Source organism: Streptomyces sp. NPDC057136 (genome assembly GCF_042670885.1).
Taxonomy (GTDB): Bacteria; Actinomycetota; Actinomycetes; order Streptomycetales; family Streptomycetaceae; genus Streptomyces.
The window spans coordinates 472,162-489,000 of the sequence record NZ_JBHUUV010000001.1; the positions used below are offsets into that span (position 1 = coordinate 472,162).

Annotated in this window: 14 protein-coding genes; 5 read left to right on the top strand and 9 right to left on the bottom strand. The window is 71.1% G+C overall.

Features of this window, described 5'->3' with window-relative positions; genetic code table 11:
* Positions 1 to 90 precede the first annotated feature (90 nt).
* The 3 genes from ACFT7S_RS02160 to ACFT7S_RS02170 all read right to left on the bottom strand — a co-directional run bounded on the left by ACFT7S_RS02160 (position 91) and on the right by ACFT7S_RS02170 (position 2,595).
* Positions 91 to 522: a (4Fe-4S)-binding protein gene (locus tag ACFT7S_RS02160; RefSeq protein WP_382725683.1), complete on the bottom strand. Its 432-nt coding sequence runs from the start codon at positions 520 to 522 to the stop codon at positions 91 to 93.
* A gap of 547 nt (positions 523 to 1,069) precedes the next feature.
* Positions 1,070 to 1,471, bottom strand: coding sequence for a RidA family protein (locus ACFT7S_RS02165; protein ID WP_382725686.1), 402 nt, complete (start codon positions 1,469 to 1,471; stop codon positions 1,070 to 1,072).
* On the bottom strand, positions 1,468 to 2,595 hold the full coding sequence (locus tag ACFT7S_RS02170) for an acyl-CoA dehydrogenase family protein (protein ID WP_382725688.1): 1,128 nt from the start codon (positions 2,593 to 2,595) through the stop codon (positions 1,468 to 1,470). Before ACFT7S_RS02170 ends, ACFT7S_RS02165 begins: the two co-directional genes overlap by 4 nt.
* A gap of 91 nt (positions 2,596 to 2,686) precedes the next feature.
* On the opposite strand from ACFT7S_RS02170, the gene ACFT7S_RS02175 reads away from it, so the two are divergent.
* From ACFT7S_RS02175 to ACFT7S_RS02190, 4 genes are read left to right on the top strand one after another with little or no spacing between them, the layout of a single operon-like run.
* On the top strand, positions 2,687 to 4,345 hold the full coding sequence (locus ACFT7S_RS02175) for an AMP-binding protein (RefSeq protein WP_382725691.1): 1,659 nt from the start codon (positions 2,687 to 2,689) through the stop codon (positions 4,343 to 4,345).
* A gap of 9 nt (positions 4,346 to 4,354) precedes the next feature.
* Entirely contained in the window at positions 4,355 to 5,173 is an 819-nt protein-coding gene (locus ACFT7S_RS02180) for a PaaX family transcriptional regulator C-terminal domain-containing protein (RefSeq protein WP_382725693.1), read from the top strand.
* Between the two features lie 53 nt (positions 5,174 to 5,226).
* Complete coding sequence (locus ACFT7S_RS02185) at positions 5,227 to 6,051, top strand: GNAT family N-acetyltransferase (protein WP_382725696.1); 825 nt, start codon at positions 5,227 to 5,229, stop codon at positions 6,049 to 6,051.
* Positions 6,048 to 6,512, top strand: coding sequence for a hypothetical protein (locus ACFT7S_RS02190; protein WP_382725698.1), 465 nt, complete (start codon positions 6,048 to 6,050; stop codon positions 6,510 to 6,512). Before ACFT7S_RS02185 ends, ACFT7S_RS02190 begins: the two co-directional genes overlap by 4 nt.
* Here the strand turns inward: ACFT7S_RS02190 and ACFT7S_RS02195 are convergent.
* On the bottom strand, positions 6,499 to 8,781 hold the full coding sequence (locus ACFT7S_RS02195) for a bifunctional salicylyl-CoA 5-hydroxylase/oxidoreductase (protein ID WP_382725701.1): 2,283 nt from the start codon (positions 8,779 to 8,781) through the stop codon (positions 6,499 to 6,501). The genes ACFT7S_RS02190 and ACFT7S_RS02195 overlap by 14 nt on opposite strands.
* Before the next feature lie 4 nt (positions 8,782 to 8,785).
* Positions 8,786 to 9,613 (bottom strand): enoyl-CoA hydratase family protein, encoded by an 828-nt coding sequence (locus tag ACFT7S_RS02200; RefSeq protein ID WP_382725703.1) that lies wholly within the window; start codon positions 9,611 to 9,613, stop codon positions 8,786 to 8,788.
* 247 nt (positions 9,614 to 9,860) lie between these two features.
* Here ACFT7S_RS02200 and ACFT7S_RS02205 point away from each other — a divergent pair, with 247 nt between their 5' ends.
* Positions 9,861 to 10,325: an ATP-binding protein gene (locus ACFT7S_RS02205; RefSeq protein ID WP_382725706.1), complete on the top strand. Its 465-nt coding sequence runs from the start codon at positions 9,861 to 9,863 to the stop codon at positions 10,323 to 10,325.
* Positions 10,326 to 10,364: 39 nt separating this feature from the next.
* Here ACFT7S_RS02205 and argF read toward each other — a convergent pair whose 3' ends face one another.
* From argF to ACFT7S_RS02225, 4 genes are all read right to left on the bottom strand, one after another.
* Positions 10,365 to 11,375 (bottom strand): ornithine carbamoyltransferase, encoded by a 1,011-nt coding sequence (gene argF, locus ACFT7S_RS02210; protein ID WP_382725708.1) that lies wholly within the window; start codon positions 11,373 to 11,375, stop codon positions 10,365 to 10,367.
* Positions 11,376 to 11,487: 112 nt separating this feature from the next.
* Entirely contained in the window at positions 11,488 to 12,720 is a 1,233-nt protein-coding gene (locus tag ACFT7S_RS02215) for an arginine deiminase (RefSeq protein WP_382725711.1), read from the bottom strand.
* A gap of 56 nt (positions 12,721 to 12,776) precedes the next feature.
* A complete protein-coding gene (locus ACFT7S_RS02220) occupies positions 12,777 to 15,344 on the bottom strand; it encodes a polynucleotide kinase-phosphatase (protein WP_382725714.1) in 2,568 nt (855 codons plus the stop codon).
* Positions 15,341 to 16,837: a 3' terminal RNA ribose 2'-O-methyltransferase Hen1 gene (locus ACFT7S_RS02225; RefSeq protein WP_382725717.1), complete on the bottom strand. Its 1,497-nt coding sequence runs from the start codon at positions 16,835 to 16,837 to the stop codon at positions 15,341 to 15,343. Before ACFT7S_RS02225 ends, ACFT7S_RS02220 begins: the two co-directional genes overlap by 4 nt.
* Between the last annotated feature and the right edge of the window lie 2 nt (positions 16,838 to 16,839).

Consider the following 16,839-nt stretch of genomic DNA (forward strand, 5'->3'; position numbering starts at 1 on the left):
ATATATCGCCCAGTACGGTTCACTCGTACGCCGCGCCGCGCCCTGCGCGGTTCGCTTCCGCTTCCGGTTCCGCTTCGGCTCCGGCTCGGGTCAGATGTGCCGGGCGCAGGCCCCGCTGTGGTCGCAGTACGGCGTGTTCCCGCTCTCGCCGCAGCCGCAGAGCATCACGCGAGTCTCCCGGCGGGGGCCTTCCGGGGTCGCCACTTCGAGGTTTCCGCGCAGGTGGAGTACGCCGTCGGAGTGCAGGGAGACCCGGGTCGGCACATCGGGGACCTCGTCCGGGAGGCCGTCGGTGCGGCGGTACTGGAGGGCGCCGCTGGGGCAGCGGTGGATGACCTCGGCGACCTCGTCGGCGGAGGCGTTGCCGGGCATGATCCAGGGCTTCCGCCCCACCTCGAACACGTCGGGCAGGCCCCGTGCGCATTCGGCCGCGTGCAGGCAGCGGTGGACGTCGTAGGTCACGGTGATGCCCTCACCGTCGTACGACCTGGCCGCAGGGGGCGGGGGCGGTTCACTGGTCACCGCGGATCTCCTGGGTCTGCTCGGGGCTCCGTGCTCCGCACTTCCGTACGGGCCCCTCCAGCGTCTCCCCGGAGTCCGCACCCCGCGACTTGAGCAAAGCCGACATTCCGGGAGTTCGGTGCAGAGGATGTGGGCGCCGCCGTGTTGCACATGTGGGCCCACATTCTTTTCTTTTTTGCAGTGTGACTCATGTCCATGTGCCGAAGTTCTCAATGGATTTGACCAGTCGTGAGGCTGGCCTCACGTCAAGGAGCGTGCCCTGCGCACGCGCGTCACGGCGGACCGACTCGACCACATGTCGCTGCGGACAGCCCTGCTCGTCCTGGCCGTTGTTCCCGGTGTCGCGCTGCCAGCCCTCTGGGCAGTGACCAGTGGACAGACACTGCTCGACTTCCAATGCCGGGCAGCCCAGGGACAGTTGGCCGAGAAGGCCGGACAGCCGTCCGCTCGACGCGTGGGAGGCCCGGCGCCGTCCGCGCGCGATGTGGGTGCAGAACATGTCGCGGGCGGTACTCAAGCAGGAGACCGGCCGCGCGACCACGCCGGTTCAGTTCAGTACCGCGATGCCATCGAGCTCGACCAGAGCCTGCTCGTCCCAGAGGCGGACGGCCCCGATGACCGCCATTGCCGGATAGTCACGACCGGCCAGCCGGCGCCAGATCCGGCCGAGCTCGGCCGCCTGCGCCCGGTAGTCGGCGACGTCCGTGGCGTACACGGTGACCCTCGCCAGACCGGCGGGGGTGCCGCCCGCCGCGCGCAGGGCGGTGAGCAGGTTGGTGAGTGCCTTCTCGAACTGTTCGGGCAGCGTGGCCCCGACGACCTTCCCGTCTCCGTCCAGGGCCGTCTGGCCCGCGAGGAAGACCAGGCTGCCGCCGGTAACGGTGACGGCGTGCGAGAAGCCTGCGGGCGGGGAGAGTTCGGCGGGGTTGATCCGGTTGACCGGGTTCATGCGGGCGGCTCCTGGGTCGCGTACAGCTGCTTGGCGATGATCGTGCGCTGCACCTCGCTGGCGCCCTCGTAGATCCGGGGCGCACGGACCTCCCGGTAGAGGTGTTCGAGCAGGTGGCCGCGGCGCAGGGCGCGGGCGCCGTGCAGCTGGACGGCCGTGTCGACGACGTACTGCGCGGTCTCGGTGGCGTACAGCTTGGCCATGGCTGCGCGGCCGGGGACGCCGCTCTCCCCCGCGTCGTACGCCGCGGCCGCCGCGTACACCAGGAGCCGGGCCGCCTCGGTGCGGGTCGCCATCTCGGCGACCTGGTGCGAGACGGCCTGGAGGTCCTTCAGGGGTCCGCCGAAGGCGGTGCGCTCCGCGGTGTGTCCGACGGTGGCGTCGAGGGCGGCGCGGGCCATGCCGACCGCGAAGGCGCCGACGCTCGGCCGGAAGAGGTTGAGGGTGTTCATGGCGACCCGGAACCCCCGGTCGGGCTCGCCCAGGACGTCGTCGGCGGTGACGGGCACGGCGTCGAAGTCCAGCGCCCCGATGGGGTGCGGGGAGAGCATGTCCAGCGCCGTTCCGGTGAGCCCGGGGCGGTCGGCGGGGACCAGGAACGCGGTGATGCCGCGGGATCCGGCGCCCTCCGTCGTACGGGCGAAGACGGTGTAGAAATCAGCCTCGGGCGCGTTGGAGATCCAGCACTTCTCGCCGGTCAGCCGCCAGCCGTCCGGGGTGGGCCGGGCGCCGAGGGCGAGCGCGGCGGCATCGGAGCCCGCGCCCGGCTCGCTCAGCGCGAAGGCGGCCACGGCCCGGCCCGCACGCACCTCGGGCAGCCAGCGTTCGCGCTGGGCGGGGGTACCGGCCTGGACGACCGGGTACGCGCCGAGGCCCTGGAGCGCGAGGGCGGTCTCGGCCTCCGTACAGCCGCGGGCGAGGGATTCGCGCAGCAGGCAGAGGTCGAGCGCACCGGAGCCGAAGAGCCGGTCGAGGAGCCCCAGCTCGCCGAGTGCGGCGAGCAGCGGGCGGTTCACCCTGCCTGGTTCGCCCTTCTCGGCGAGCGGCCGCAACTGGCGCACGGCTACCTCGTACAGCTCCGCGCACCAGGCGGTCCGGGCCGGGTCGAGCGAGAATGCCGTCATAGCGGCGCCTCTCTTGTCACGTCTTATCGCGAACCGTTGACTACCGTCACTCAAACGATACGCTCCAAGGGCGACAAGGGGGCGATCCTTTATGGAGCCGATTTCCTCGCCGGCCGCGGCTGCGGACGGTGCCACCGCACACAGCGATACGTTTTCCCGCGACCATTTGCCACCGGCCACCCAGTGGCCCGAGCTGGTCTTCGACCGGCCCGAGCTGCGCTACCCGGACCGGCTGAACTGCGGATACGAACTCCTCGACCGCACCATCGGCCGTTTCGGGCCGGACCGCCCCGCCTTCCGCAGCGGCGACGGCGGGGTGTGGAGCTACGGGGAGCTGCGGGACCGGGTGGACGGCATCGCCCACGTCCTCACCACCGATCTGGGCGTACGCCCCGGCAACCGGGTGCTGCTGCGCGGCCCCACCACTCCCTGGCTGGCCGCCTGCTGGCTCGCGGTCATGAAGGCGGGCGCGGTCGCCGTCACCGTACTGGCGCAGGCGCGGTCCCAGGAGCTGGCCACCATCTGCTCACTCGCCCGGGTGAGCCATGCGCTGTGCGATGTCCGCTCCGTCGAGGATCTGCTGAAGGCGCAGGTCCCGGAGCTGCGGATCACGGCGTACGGGGGTGAAGCGGCCGACGATCTGACGCGCCTGGCGGAGTCCCGGCCGGGACCGTACGAGCCGGTGGACACCGCGGCCGACGATGTCGCGCTGATCGCCTTCACCTCGGGCACCACCGGCCGCCCCAAGGGCTGTATGCACTTCCACCGCGATGTGCTGGCCGTCGCCGACACCTTCTCGCGCCACGTGCTGCGCCCGGAGCCCGGTGATGTGTTCGCGGGGAGCCCGCCGCTCGGCTTCACCTTCGGACTGGGCGGTCTGGTGATCTTCCCGCTGCGCGCGGGCGCTTCGGCGCTCCTGCTGGAGCAGGCGGGCCCCAAGCAACTGCTGCCGGCGCTCGCCGCCCACCGGGTCTCGGTGGTGTTCACCGCGCCGACCGCGTACCGGGTGATGCTGGACCACCTCGACGGGCACGACCTGTCCGCACTGCGCCGCTGTGTCTCGGCCGGGGAGAATCTGCCCGCCGCCACCTGGCAGTCCTGGTACGAGCGGACCGGTCTGCGCATCATCAACGGCATCGGGGCCACCGAGCTGCTGCACATCTTCATCTCGGCCGCCGACGACGCCATCCGCCCCGGCACCACCGGGAGACCCGTCCCGGGCTGGCAGGCGCGGGTGGTGGACCCGGCGGGCGCGGAGCTGCCCGACGGCGAACCGGGTCTGCTGGCCGTGCGCGGACCGGTCGGCTGCCGCTACCTCGCCGACGAACGGCAGACACAGTACGTGCGGTACGGCTGGAACATCACAGGCGATACGTACGTCCGCGAGCCGGACGGCTACTTCCGCTACGTCGCCCGCGCCGACGACATGATCATCTCCTCCGGCTACAACATCGCGGGCCCCGAGGTGGAGGACGCCCTGCTGCGTCATCCGGAGGTGACCGAGGCCGCTGTGGTGGGCCGGACGGACGAGCTGCGCGGGGAGATCGTCGTGGCGTACGTGGTGCTGCGCGAGGGCTCCGCCCAGACCGCCGACTCCCTGCGCCGCTACATGAAGAGGGAACTGGCCCCGCACAAGTGCCCGCGCGTCATCGAGTTCCTGGCCACGCTTCCCCGGACCGCGACCGGCAAACTCCAGCGCTTCCGGCTGCGCGACGACGCGGACCGGCACGGCATGACGGACGGGCTCTAGAGTGATCACGTGGCCGAGCTGCACACTCCCCGATCCCTGATCGTCAGCCTCTACGGCGCGTACGGTCGCTCCCCCGGCAACGAACCGCTGCCGGTGGCCGAGCTGATCCGTCTGCTGCGCGCCGTAGGTGTCGACGCGCCCTCCGTACGCTCCTCCGTCTCCCGGCTCAAGCGCCGCGAACTGCTCGTCCCGGCCCGTACGGCGGACGGGTCGGCGGGCTACGCGCTGTCGGCCGACGCCCGGCAGCTGCTGGACGACGGCGACCGGCGCATCTACGAGCATCCGGAACCCCGGACCGCCGACGGCTGGGTGCTCGCCGTCTTCTCGGTACCGGAAGCGGAACGGCACAAGCGGCATCTCCTGCGCTCCCGGCTGGCCCGCCTCGGTTTCGGCACGGCCGCACCCGGGGTGTGGATCGCGCCCGCCGGGCTGTACGAGGAGACCCGGCACACCCTGGAACGGCTCGAACTCGCCCCGTATGTGGACCTGTTCCGCGGGGTACACCTCGGTTTCGCGGCGACGAAGGAGTCGGTGGCGCGCTGGTGGGACCTGGACGCCATCGCCCGTCTCCATCTGGACTTCCTGGAGCAGCAGGAGCCGGTACTGAAGGCCTGGGAGGCGCGGCCCCCCGGCATCGCCCCCGACCCGGAGGAGGCCTACCGGGACTACCTGCCGGCCCTGGACTCCTGGCGACGGCTGCCGTACGCGGACCCCGGGCTGCCGGAGGAGCTGCTGCCGAAGGACTGGCCCGGGGGCCGCTCGGCCGAGGTGTTCGGACTGCTGCACGCGATGCTGCGCGACGCCGGGGAGCGCTTCGTACGGCCGTGAACGGAACCCGGAATTCGGGTGACTGCCGGACTACGCAACCGGCAGGATGAGGCATGACCTGGACTTTCGCGGATGATGTCGACGTTTTTCTGGACACGGCGGGTGCGTGGCTGGCCACCCGCCCCGCAGACAACACCCTGGTACTGACCGTCACCGCGGCGCTGCGGCGCGATGGCCGGCACGCGTACGGCGAGGGCGACCCGGTGCTCGGCTGGTGGCGCGGGGCCGACGGCGAGATCGCAGGGACGCTGGTGCACACTCCGCCGTACCCCCCGATGCTGGGCGTGACCGCCCCGGAAGCAATCACTCCACTCGCCCACGCCCTCCCGCTGACCAGCATCAACGCGGACCGCGCCACCGCCGAGGCACTGGCCGCGCACTGGCCGGGCCACCGGGTCGACGAGGAGCAGCGGCTCTACCGGCTCGGGACGCTCGTCCCGCCCTCCCCTGCCCCGGCGGGCCGGCCACGGACGGCGACGGCCGCCGACCGGGAGCTTCTGCTGGACTGGCATTTCACGTTCGCCGGGCAGGTCGGCCAGCCCGGCACGCATGTCGAGCGGCTCGTCGACGACCGGACGACGTACGGCGGGCTGACGCTCTGGGAGGACGCGGGTGTGCCCGTGTCGATGGCGGGCGTCTCACGGAACATCGCGGACACGGTGCGGGTGACGACGGTCTACACGCCGACGGAGTACCGGGGCCGGGGATACGCGGCGGCGGTGACGGCGGAGGTCAGCCGGGCGGCGCGGGAGGCGGGCGCCCAGGAGGTGCTGCTGTTCACGGACCTCGCGAACCCGACGAGCAACGGCGTGTACCGGCGCATCGGCTACGAGGCCCTGTCGGACCGGCTGCTGCTCAGTGCGGTGGGCCGGGCATGAGCGAAGTCGAGGCAGCAACGGAGCCGGAGCCCGATCTTGAGCCGCAGTGGCTGATAGCGGCGAACGTGGTGCGGTGGCGGCGGTACGGGAAGGGCGGCCAGGAGCTGCGGCCGGGGACCAAGGCGTGCCGGGGCGGCTCGAAGGTGTATGTGTACGACAGTTACGACGGGTTCTGCGATCTGGGCGTGATCGGGCGTGGGCGCCACACGGGCGCGTACATCACGCTGGTCATATCCCCGCGCCATCTGCATACCTTCCGGGCGGTGCTCGTCCGTAGCCCGACTGTCCTGCGGCGCTTGGAGGATGCGCCCCGCGTCGGCTTCGGGGATTCCCATCGGGCCGGCGAGCTTGCCGTCGGACTCGAACAGCAGGCCGCCGAGGAGCGCCTCGCCCGATGGCCCGGCGTCCCCCACCCCTCCCCCTGCCGCTGCCACGAGTGCCTGGCGCTCAGTTCAGCGTGAGCCGGGGCTTCGGCGCGTCCGTGCGGCCGGCGGGCGGGGTGCGGCTGCCCGCACGGTACGGCAGGGGCCAGGACGCTCCCGGGCCGCGGTAGTCCTGCTCGGCCGCCGCGTGCAGGGTCCAGTGCGGGTCGTAGAGGTGCGGGCGGGCCAGGGCGCAGAGGTCGGCGCGGCCCGCGAGCAGCAGCGAATTGACGTCGTCCCATGAGGAGATGGCGCCGACCGCGATGACGGGGACGCCGAGGGTGTTACGGATGCGGTCGGCGTACGGGGTCTGGTAGGAGCGGCCGTACTCGGGGCGTTCGTCCGGCACGACCTGCCCGGTGGACACGTCGATGGCGTCGGCGCCGTGGTCGGCGAAGGCCCGGGAGATGGCGAGGGCGTCCTCTGCAGTCGTACCGCCGTCGGCCCAGTCGGTGGCGGAGATACGGACGGTCATGGGCCGGTCGGCGGGCCACTGCGCCCGGACCGCGTCGAAGACGTCGAGAGGGAAGCGGAGCCGGTTCTCCAGCGGGCCGCCGTATGCGTCGGTGCGGTGGTTGGTGAGCGGGGAGAGGAAACCGGAGAGCAAGTAGCCGTGCGCGCAGTGGAGTTCGAGTAGGTCGAATCCGCAGTGCGCGGCGCGGCGGGCCGCTGCTGTGAACTCCTCGCGGATCGCGTCGAGTCCAGCCCGGTCCAGGGCCTCGGGCACCTGGTTGACACCGGGTGCGTACGGGATCGGGGAGGCGGCGGACAGTGGCCAGTTGCCCTCGTCCAGCGGCTGGTCGATGCCCTCCCACATGCGTTTGGTGGAGCCCTTGCGGCCGGAGTGGCCGAGCTGGATGCCGATCGCGGCGCCGGGGGCGCTGTGGTGCACGAAGTCCGCTATCCGGGTCCAGGCGGCGGCCTGTTCGTCGGTGTAGAGGCCGGCGCAGCCCGGGGTGATGCGGCCTTCGGGGCTCACGCAGACCATCTCGGTCATGGTGAGTCCGGCGCCGCCCAGTGCGCGTGCGCCCAGGTGGACGAGGTGGAAGTCGCCGGGAACGCCGTCGGTGGCGGAGTACATGTCCATGGGTGAGACGACGACCCGGTTGCGCAGTTCCAGGCCGCGCAGCCGCAGCGGGGTGAACATCGGCGGGGTGCCGGGCGGGCAGCCGAACTCCTCCTCGACGGCGCCGGTGAAGGCGGGGTCACGCAGCCGGAGGTTGTCGTGGGTGACGCGGCGGCTGCGGGTGAGGAGGTTGAAGGCGAACCTGCGGGGCGGCTGGTCCACGTACGTGTCCAGCTCCTCGAACCAGCGCAGGCTGGCCGCCGCCGCGCGCTGGGTCGATGCGACGACCGGGCGGCGTTCCGTCTCGTACGCGTCGAGTGCCGTACGCAGGTCGGGCTGTTCCTCGATGCAGGCGGCCAGTGCGAGGGCGTCCTCGACGGCGAGTTTGGTGCCGGAGCCGATGGAGAAGTGTGCCGTGTGGGCGGCGTCGCCGATGAGGACCGTGTTGCCGTGCGACCACTGCTCGTTGACGACGGTGGCGAAGGTGAGCCACGAGGACTTGTTGGAGCGCAGGGGCCGGCCGTCGAGGGCTTCGGCGAAGGTCTTGGCGCAGCGTTCGGTGGACTCGGCCGCGTCGCACCGGTCGAGTCCGGCGGCCCGCCAGACCTCCTCGCGCATCTCCACGATGACGGTGGAGGCGTGGGCCGAGAAGGGGTAGGCATGCAGTTGCATCACGCCGAACTCGGTCTCGGCGATCTCGAAGCGGAAGGCGTCGAGCGCGAAGTCGGCGGCGAGCCAGATGTAGCGGTTGCGGTGGGTGGTGAGGTGCGGGCGGAAGACGTCGGCGTGGGCCTCGCGGGTGGCGCTGTGCACGCCGTCGGCGGCGATCACCAGGTCGTACGCTTCGGCGAGTTCGGCGGCGGGCGGGGCCCCGGTGCTGAAGTGGAGGCGGACGCCGAGGGAGGTGCAGCGTTCGTGCAGGATCTCCAGGAGCCTTCGGCGGCCGAGCGCCGCGAAGCCGTGGCCGCCGGAGGTCTCGGTGCGGCCCCGGTGGACGATGTCGATGGTGTCCCAGCGGACGAATTCGTCCCTCAGTGCCGCGTACACGACGGAGTCGGCGTGCTCGATCCCGCCGAGGGTCTCGTCGGAGAGGACGACGCCGAAGCCGAAGGTGTCGTCCGGGGCGTTGCGCTCCCAGACGGTGATGTCGCGCCCGGGTCCGAGCCGCTTGAGCAGCGCCGCCGCGTACAGACCGCCGGGGCCGCCGCCGATGACCGCGATCCGCATCGAGTCGCCGGACATCGCCCTACCTGCCTTGCCACTTCGGCGGGCGCTTCTCGGTGAAGGCCGCGTGGAATTCGGCGTAGTCCTCGCCGTTCATCAGGAGCGCCTGGGTGGCGGCGTCCATTTCGACGGAGGCCGCGAGGGGCATGTCGAGCTCGGCGGTGAGCAGCGCCTTGGTCTGTGCGAGTGCGAGCGCCGGTCCGTCGGCGAGTCTGCGGGCGAGCGCCGCCGCGCGGGCACCGGCCTGCCCTTCGGCGGTGAGCTCGCTGATCAGGCCGATCCGTTCCGCTTCGGGGGCGTGGACGGGTTCGCCGAGCATGAGCAGCCGGGTGGCGTGGCCGAGTCCGACGACGCGGGGCAGCAGGTAGGCGGCGCCCATGTCGCCGCCGGAGAGACCGACCCGGGTGAAGAGGAAGGCGAAGCGGGCGGTCGGGTCGGCGACGCGGAAGTCGGCCGCCAGCGCGAGAACGGCCCCGGCTCCCGCCGCCACGCCGTGTACGGCGGCGATAACCGGGAAGGGGCATTCACGAAGGGCGCGTACGACCTGTCCCGTCATCCGGTTGAAGTCGAGGAGCTGGGCGGTGTCCATCGCCAGTGTGGCGCCGATGATGTCGTCCACATCGCCACCGGAACAGAAGCCGCGCCCCTCACCGGACAGTACGAGAGCGCGCACGGAGCGTTCGCGGGACAGTTCGGCGAGAAGGTCGCGCAGGTCGGCATAGGCGCCGAAGGTGAGCGCGTTGAGCTTCTCGGGCCTGGCGAGGGTGACGGTCGCGACCCCGTCGTCCCGGGTCAGCCGCAGATGGTGCCAGTCCTCCGTACGCGGGGCGGAACTGGGAAAAGGGCTCATGGGAGGTGGTCCCCTTCAGCCGACGTGCCGCTGAGTCCGCCCGCTCCGGGCGACTCGATCCACCTCGAAGCTATCACTCAAATGTGACTGCCGTCAGGAGTACGCAATACCCCAAACATGCGAGCGTTGTGGCGAAGGTCCCTTTCGTGCCGGTCGACCGCCTCTATGACTGCGCGACCCCGCTTCGTATGGTTGAACGCAGGATTTGTCGATACCAGGAAGTCTCGCCCCGGAACGGAAACCAGCTGTGCCCCCCGATGTCCCCATTCCCGCGTCATGGCGCATTGCCCTGCCCCACTCCACGGCAGCCGTGCCGATCGCCCGCGCGCTCATCCGGACCGCGCTCACGGACATCCACGCCCCCGCGGACAGCTACACCGCCGAGCTCCTCACCGCCGAGCTGGTCGCCAACGCCGTCGAGCACACGGACGGGGACGAGCCCATCGAACTGGTCGTGGAACTCATGGCGACCGGCTGTCAGGTCGAGGTCCACGACCGCGACCCCTCCCCGCCCGGCGACCTCTCCCGCCCCGCACCCGGCAGTGCGCCGGACCCCTGGCAGGAGCACGGCCGCGGCCTCCTCCTGATCCGCACCCTCAGCTCCGCCTGCGGTCACCGCACGACGGAGCAGGGCAAGGCGGTGTGGTTCACCCTGCCCGCGATGCCCTCCCAGCCGTCCCCTCCCGCACGGCACGCCCGCGCGGCTGAGTAATCAGGCGGCGTGATCAGGCGGTGTGATCAGGCGGTGTGATCAGGCGGCGGGCCCGGCCAGCGTGGCCACGAGCACGGCCTTGATGGTGTGCATTCGGTTCTCCGCCTCGTCGAAGACGACCGAGAACGCGGACTCGAAGACCTCGTCGGTCACTTCCAGCTCGGTCAGGCCGTGCTCCGCGTGGATCTCCCGGCCGACCTTCGTGCCGAGGTCGTGGAAGGCCGGCAGGCAGTGCAGGAACTTCACGTCGTCGTTGCCGGTGGCCCGCAGGACGTCCATGGTCACGGCGTACGGCGCGAGCGCGGTGATGCGCTCGGCCCACACCTCCTTGGGCTCCCCCATCGAGACCCAGACGTCCGTGGCGACGAAATCGGCACCGCTGACGCCTTCGGCGATGTCCTCGGTGAGCGTGACCGTCGCCCCGCTGGCCTGGGCGAGCTTCTGCGCCTGCGCGACGATGTCCGCGGCCGGCCAGTAGGCCTCGGGGGCGACGATCCGGATGTCCATGCCCAGGAGGGCGCCGGTGATCAGGTAGGAGTTGCCCATGTTGAAGCGGGCGTCGCCGAGGTAGGCGAACACCATCCGATCCAGCGGCTTCGCGCTGTGCTCGGTCATCGTGAGCACGTCGGCGAGCATCTGGGTGGGGTGCCACTCGTCGGTCAGCCCGTTGAAGACGGGGACTCCGCCGTACGCGGCCAGCTCCTCGACGGCCTGCTGACTGTCGCCGCGGTACTCGATGCCGTCGAACATCCGGCCGAGGACACGGGCCGTGTCCTTCACCGACTCCTTGTGGCCCATCTGGGAGCCGGAGGGGTCGAGGTACGTCGTGGAGGCGCCCTGGTCCGCGGCGGCGACCTCGAACGCGCAGCGCGTACGCGTCGACGTCTTCTCGAAGATCAGCGCGATGTTCTTGCCGCGCAGCCGCTGGACCTCGGCCCCCGCCTTCTTGGCTGCCTTGAGCTCGGCGGCCAGGGAGATCAGGCCGCGGAACTCCTCGGCCGTGAAGTCCAGCTCCTTGAGGAAGTGGCGGCCTGCGAGGTCTGTGGCCATGTGACTGCTCCTGGTCGGGCAGGGGTCGCTTGAAGCGCTGATCCTGGAAGTCTATACGAAACCCTGCATCGCTATACAGCCCTTTGGTCAGGGCCTCCCACGAGGCCTCTCGCTATACGGGATCGCGGACCACCGGGCAGCTCATGCACCGGGGACCGCCTCGCCCGCGCCCCAGCTCGCTTCCGCGGATCTCGATGACCTCGATGCCCTGCTTGCGCAGATACGTGTTGGTGGTGGCGTTCCGCTCGTACGCGACGACGACACCGGGCTCCACGGCCAGCACATTGCAGCCGTCGTCCCACTGCTCGCGCTGCGCCGCGTGCACGTCCTGGACGGCGGTGAGCACCCGGATCGACTCCAGGCCCAGCGCGGCGGCTATGGCCCGGTGCATGTGCTCGGGCGGATGGTCGGTGACCTTCAGTTCCCGGGGACCGCTGCCGGGCTCGATGGTGTACGAACGGAGCATCCCGAGCCCCGCGTACTGGGTGAACGTGTCGCCGTCGATCATCGTCATCACCGTGTCGAGGTGCATGAACGCCCGGTTCTTCGGCATGTCGAGCGCCACGATCGTCCGGGCCGACCCGGCGTCGAAGAGGCCCTGGGCCAGCATCTCGACGGCCTGCGGCGTGGTGCGCTCGCTCATCCCGATCAGCACGGCGCCCTGCCCGATGACCAGCACATCGCCGCCCTCGATGGTCGACGGGTAGTCGTCCTGCCCCTCCGACCAGTGGTGGAACACGCCCGCCTCAGGGCCCGTGAAGAGGGGGTGGTGGCGGTAGATCGCCTCGAAGTGGACGGTCTCGCGCTGTCGGGCCGGCCAGCGCATCGCATTGATGGACACCCCGTCGTATATCCAGGCGGAGGTGTCACGGGTGAAGAGGTGGTTCGGCAGCGGCGCGAGCAGGAAGTCGTCCAGATCCATCACATGGAATCGGACCGAGTTCGGCTCGCTGTGCCGCTCCAGGAACTCCCGCTTCGTCATCCCGCCGACCAGCGCCTCGGTCAGCTCGGCGGTGGACAGCTCCTCGAAGGCGGCCCGCAGATGCTCGGTGGCGAGCGGACCGTACTCCTTCTCCTCGAACACCCGGTCCAGGACGAGCCGTTTGGCGACCGGGATGTCCAGCGACTCCCGGAGCAGATCACCGAAGAGATGCACCTCCACACCCCGGTCGCGCAGCACATCGGCGAACCCGTCGTGCTCCTGCCGGGCGCGGCGCACCCACAGCACGTCGTCGAAGAGCAACGCGTCCTTGTTGCCGGGGGTGAGCCGCTTGAGCTCCAGATCGGGGCGGTGCAGGATGACGCGGCGCAACCGCCCGGCCTCGGAGTCGACATGGAATCCCATGCCTCCATCCTCACCGCACGGAGCGCCGTTCACCCGGCGAATCGCTCCCCTAGTTCCTACAGCCTCGGGTCGACCGGCTCCGACTCCAGGGCCAGCACCGCGAAGACCGCCTCGTGGACCCGCCACAGCGGCTCCCCGTCGGCCAGCCGGTCAAGGGCCTCCAGACCCAGCGCGTACTCCCGCAGGGCCAGCGACCGCTTGTGGCCGAGGAACCGGGAGCGCAGCCGCTCCAGATTCTCCGGGCGGGTGTACTCGGGGCCGTAGATGATCCGCAGGTACTCCCGGCCGCGCACCTTGATGCCCGGCTGGACCAGCCTGCCCTTCTCGTCCCGTACGAGCGCCCCGAGCGGCTTGACGACCATGCCCTCGCCGCCCCGGCCCGTCATCTCCAGCCACCAGTCGATGCCGGAGCGCACCGATTCCTCGTCGCCGGTGTCGACGACGAGACGCCGGGTGACCTGGAGCAGCCCGGTCGGGTCGTGCTCGACGAGCCGGTCCAGCCACGCCAGCTGCTCGTCGTGCGGTACGGAGGCCAGGGAGCGGCCCTGCACGGCGAGGATCTGGAAGGGCGCGAGCCGCACCCCTTCGAGCCCTTCGGTGCTCCAGCAGTAACGGCGGTACGCCCGGGTGAACGCGGCGGCGTCCTGTGCGCGTCCGCGCTGCCGGTCCGCCAGCGCGCCGACGTCGACAGAGCGGGCCGCCGCCGCTTCGAGGGCGGCGACAGCCGCGGGGAAGACCGCGGCGGACGCTGCGCCGACCGCCGCGTACTGCGAGCGCAGCAGCCCGGCCGCCTTCAGCGACCACGGCATCAGTTCGGCATCCAGGAGGACCCAGTCGGTGTCCCACTCCTCCCACAGCCCGGCGGCGGTGACGGCCGTGCGCAGCCGGTCGAGGACCGCTTCGGTGAGCGCGGGGTCGTCGAGGAACGGCCGGCCGGTACGGGTGTGCAGGGCGCCGGTCGGGCCTTCGGTACCGAAGCGCTCGCGCGCCGCTTCCGCGTCGCGGCAGACCAGCGCCACGGCCCGCGAGCCCATGTGCTTCTCCTCGCACACGACCTTGCTGACACCGTCCGTCCGGTACTGGGCGAACGCCTCCGCCGGGTGCTCCAGATAGCCGTCCTCGTGCGAGGTCGCGGTCGGTGCCATCGTCGGCGGGAGGTAGGCCAGCAGCCTCGGGTCGACGGCGAACCTGCTCATGACTTCGAGCGCCGCCGCGGCGTTCTCCTCGCGCACCGAGAGGCGGCCCATGTGCCGGGTCTCCACGATGCGCCGGCCCTGGACGTCGGCGAGGTCCAGCGGACGGCCCTCGCGGCCGCCGGGCGCCTCGGACACGAGCGGTCTGGTCGGCTCGTACCAGACCTTCTCCGCGGGTACGTCGACGAGTTCGCGCTCCGGCCAGCGCAGCGCGGTCATCTTCCCGCCGAAGACGGCGCCGGTGTCCAGGCAGATGGTGTTGTTGATCCAGGAGGTGCTGGGGACGGGCGTGTGGCCGTAGACCACGGTGGCGCGGCCCCGGTACTCCTCGGCCCACGGATAGCGCACGGGCAGGCCGAACTCGTCGGTCTCACCGGTCGTGTCCCCGTACAGCGCGTGCGAACGCACCCGGCCCGAGGTGCGGCCGTGGTACTTCTCGGGCAGCCCGGCGTGGCAGACGACGAGCTTCCCCTCGTCCAGTACGTAGTGGCTGACGAGGCCCTCGATGAACTCCGCGACGCGTCCACGGAACGCGGGGTCGACGGCGTCCTCGCGGTCCAGCTGCTCGATGGTCTCGGCGAGCCCGTGGGTGGGCTGGACGCTGCGGCCCTTGAGGTAACGGCCGAGCTTGTTCTCGTGGTTGCCCGGTACGCACAGGGCGTTGCCCGCGGACACCATGGACATGACGCGGCGCAGCACGCCGGGACTGTCCGGGCCGCGGTCGACGAGGTCGCCGACGAAGACGGCGGTGCGTCCGTCGGGGTGCGCGCCGTCGACGTATCCGAGGGTGCCGAGCAGGGTCTCCAGCTCGGAGCTGCAGCCGTGGATGTCACCGATGATGTCGAAGGGGCCGGTGAGGTGGCGCAGGTCGTTGTAGCGGCGCTCCAGCACGATGCCCGCGTGCTCGGCCTCCTCCTCGGTGCGCAGGATGTGCACCTTGCGGAAGCCCTCGCGCTCCAGGCCGCGCAGTGAGCGGCGCAGTTCGCGGCGGTGGCGCTGGATGACGTGGCGCGGCATGTCGGCCCGGTCGGGGCGGTTCGCGTTGCGCGCGAGGCAGACCTCTTCGGGCAGGTCGAGGACGATCGCGATCGGCAGCACGTCGTGCTCGCGGGCCAGCCGCACGAGCTGCTTGCGGCTCTCGGCCTGGACGTTGGTGGCGTCGACGACGGTGAGGCGCCCGGCGGCGAGGCGCTTGCCCGCGATGTAGTGCAGGACGTCGAAGGCGTCGCTGCTGACGCTCTGGTCGTTCTCGTCGTCGGCGACGAGACCGCGGCAGAAGTCCGAGGAGATGATCTCGGTGGGCTTGAAGTGCTTGCGGGCGAAGGTGGACTTGCCCGATCCGCTGGCACCGATGAGCACGACGAGGGAGAGGTCGGTCACCGGCAGCGTGCGCGAGGTACTGGGGGTGTCGGTGGTGCTGCTGCTGTTCATGCGGCCTTCGCCTCCTTCTCGGTCCTGTCCGTCGCGTTCGTGGTCTCGTCCGCCGCGTTCCTCGTGAACACGGCCATCTGTGTCGGCGGCCCCACCTCGGGGTCGTCCGGTCCCACGGGCACGAAGGCGACCTCGTAGCCGTGGCGCTCTGCCACCTCCCGCGCCCACTGGCCGAATTCGGCCCTGTTCCACTCGAAGCGGTGGTCGCTGTGGCGCACGTGACCGGCGGGGAGCATGTCCCAGCGGACGTTGTACTCGACGTTGGGCGTGGTCACGAGCACGGTGCGTGGCCGTGCCGAGCCGAACACCGCGTACTCCAGGGCTGGCAGCCTCGGCAGGTCGAGGTGCTCGATGACCTCGCTGAGTACCGCCGCGTCGTACCCCTTGAGCCGCTTGTCCGTATAGGTGAGCGAACCCTGCTGGAGCGTGACCCGGCCGGCCTGCCGCTCGCCCATCCGGTCCAGCTTCAGCCGGCGCGAGGCGATGGTCAGGGCGCGCATCGAGACGTCGACGCCGACGATCTCGGTGAACGCCACGTCCTTGAGCAGTGCCTGCACCAACTGGCCCTGACCGCAGCCCAGGTCGAGCACCCGGCTCGCCCCGGCGGCGCGCAGCGCCTCCAGGATCGCCGCACGCCGCTGCTCGGCGAGCGGCACCGGCTTCTCCTCGGTGTCCTTCGTCTCGTCCACGGCGTTGTCCACGGAGGCCACGTCGAGGTCGTCCGACTCCGCGAGCCGCACCAGTTCGAGCCGCTCCATCGCCTGCCGGGTCAGTCCCCAGCGGCGCGAGAGATACCGGCTGGTGATCAGCTTCTGCTCGGGGTGCTCGGCCAGCCACCCCTCACCGGCGCGCAGCAGCTTGTCCACCTCGTCCGGGGCCACCCAGTAGTGCTTGGCGTCGTCGAGCACCGGCAGCAGGACATACAGCTGGCGCAGCGCGTCCGCGAGCCTCATGTCCCCCTCCAGCACCAGCTGTACGTAGCGCGAGTCGCCCCACTGCGGGAACTCCTCGTCCAGCGGTACGGCCGCGGCCTCCACGCTCGTCCAGCCGAGCGGGCCGAAGAGCTTCTGCACCAGCTCGACGCCACCGCGCGCGGGCAGCGCGGGGACCTCGATCCTCAGCGGGAGCGGCTGCCGCGCCCGCTCGGGCATGGCCCGGCACGTCCCGCTCAGGGCGGACTTGAACACCGTGCTCATGGCGACGGAGAGCAGCGAGGAGGCCGCGTAGGGGCGGTCGTTGACGTACTGCGCGAGCGCCGCGTCCGGGGCGCCGCCCCTGCCCTTGCCCTTGCCGCGCCGCACCAGCGCCACACTGTCCACCTCCAGCAGCAGGGCTGCCGTGCAGCGCTCCGCGGATGCCTCGGGGTAGAAGACATGCGCGGTGCCGTGCGAGGTGGAGAACGTCTGCGCCTTCTCGGGATGCTTGTGCAGCAGAAAGCCGAGATCGGTGGCGGGACGCTCCGGGGTGCCGGTTGTACTGATAGTCAGGAACACCC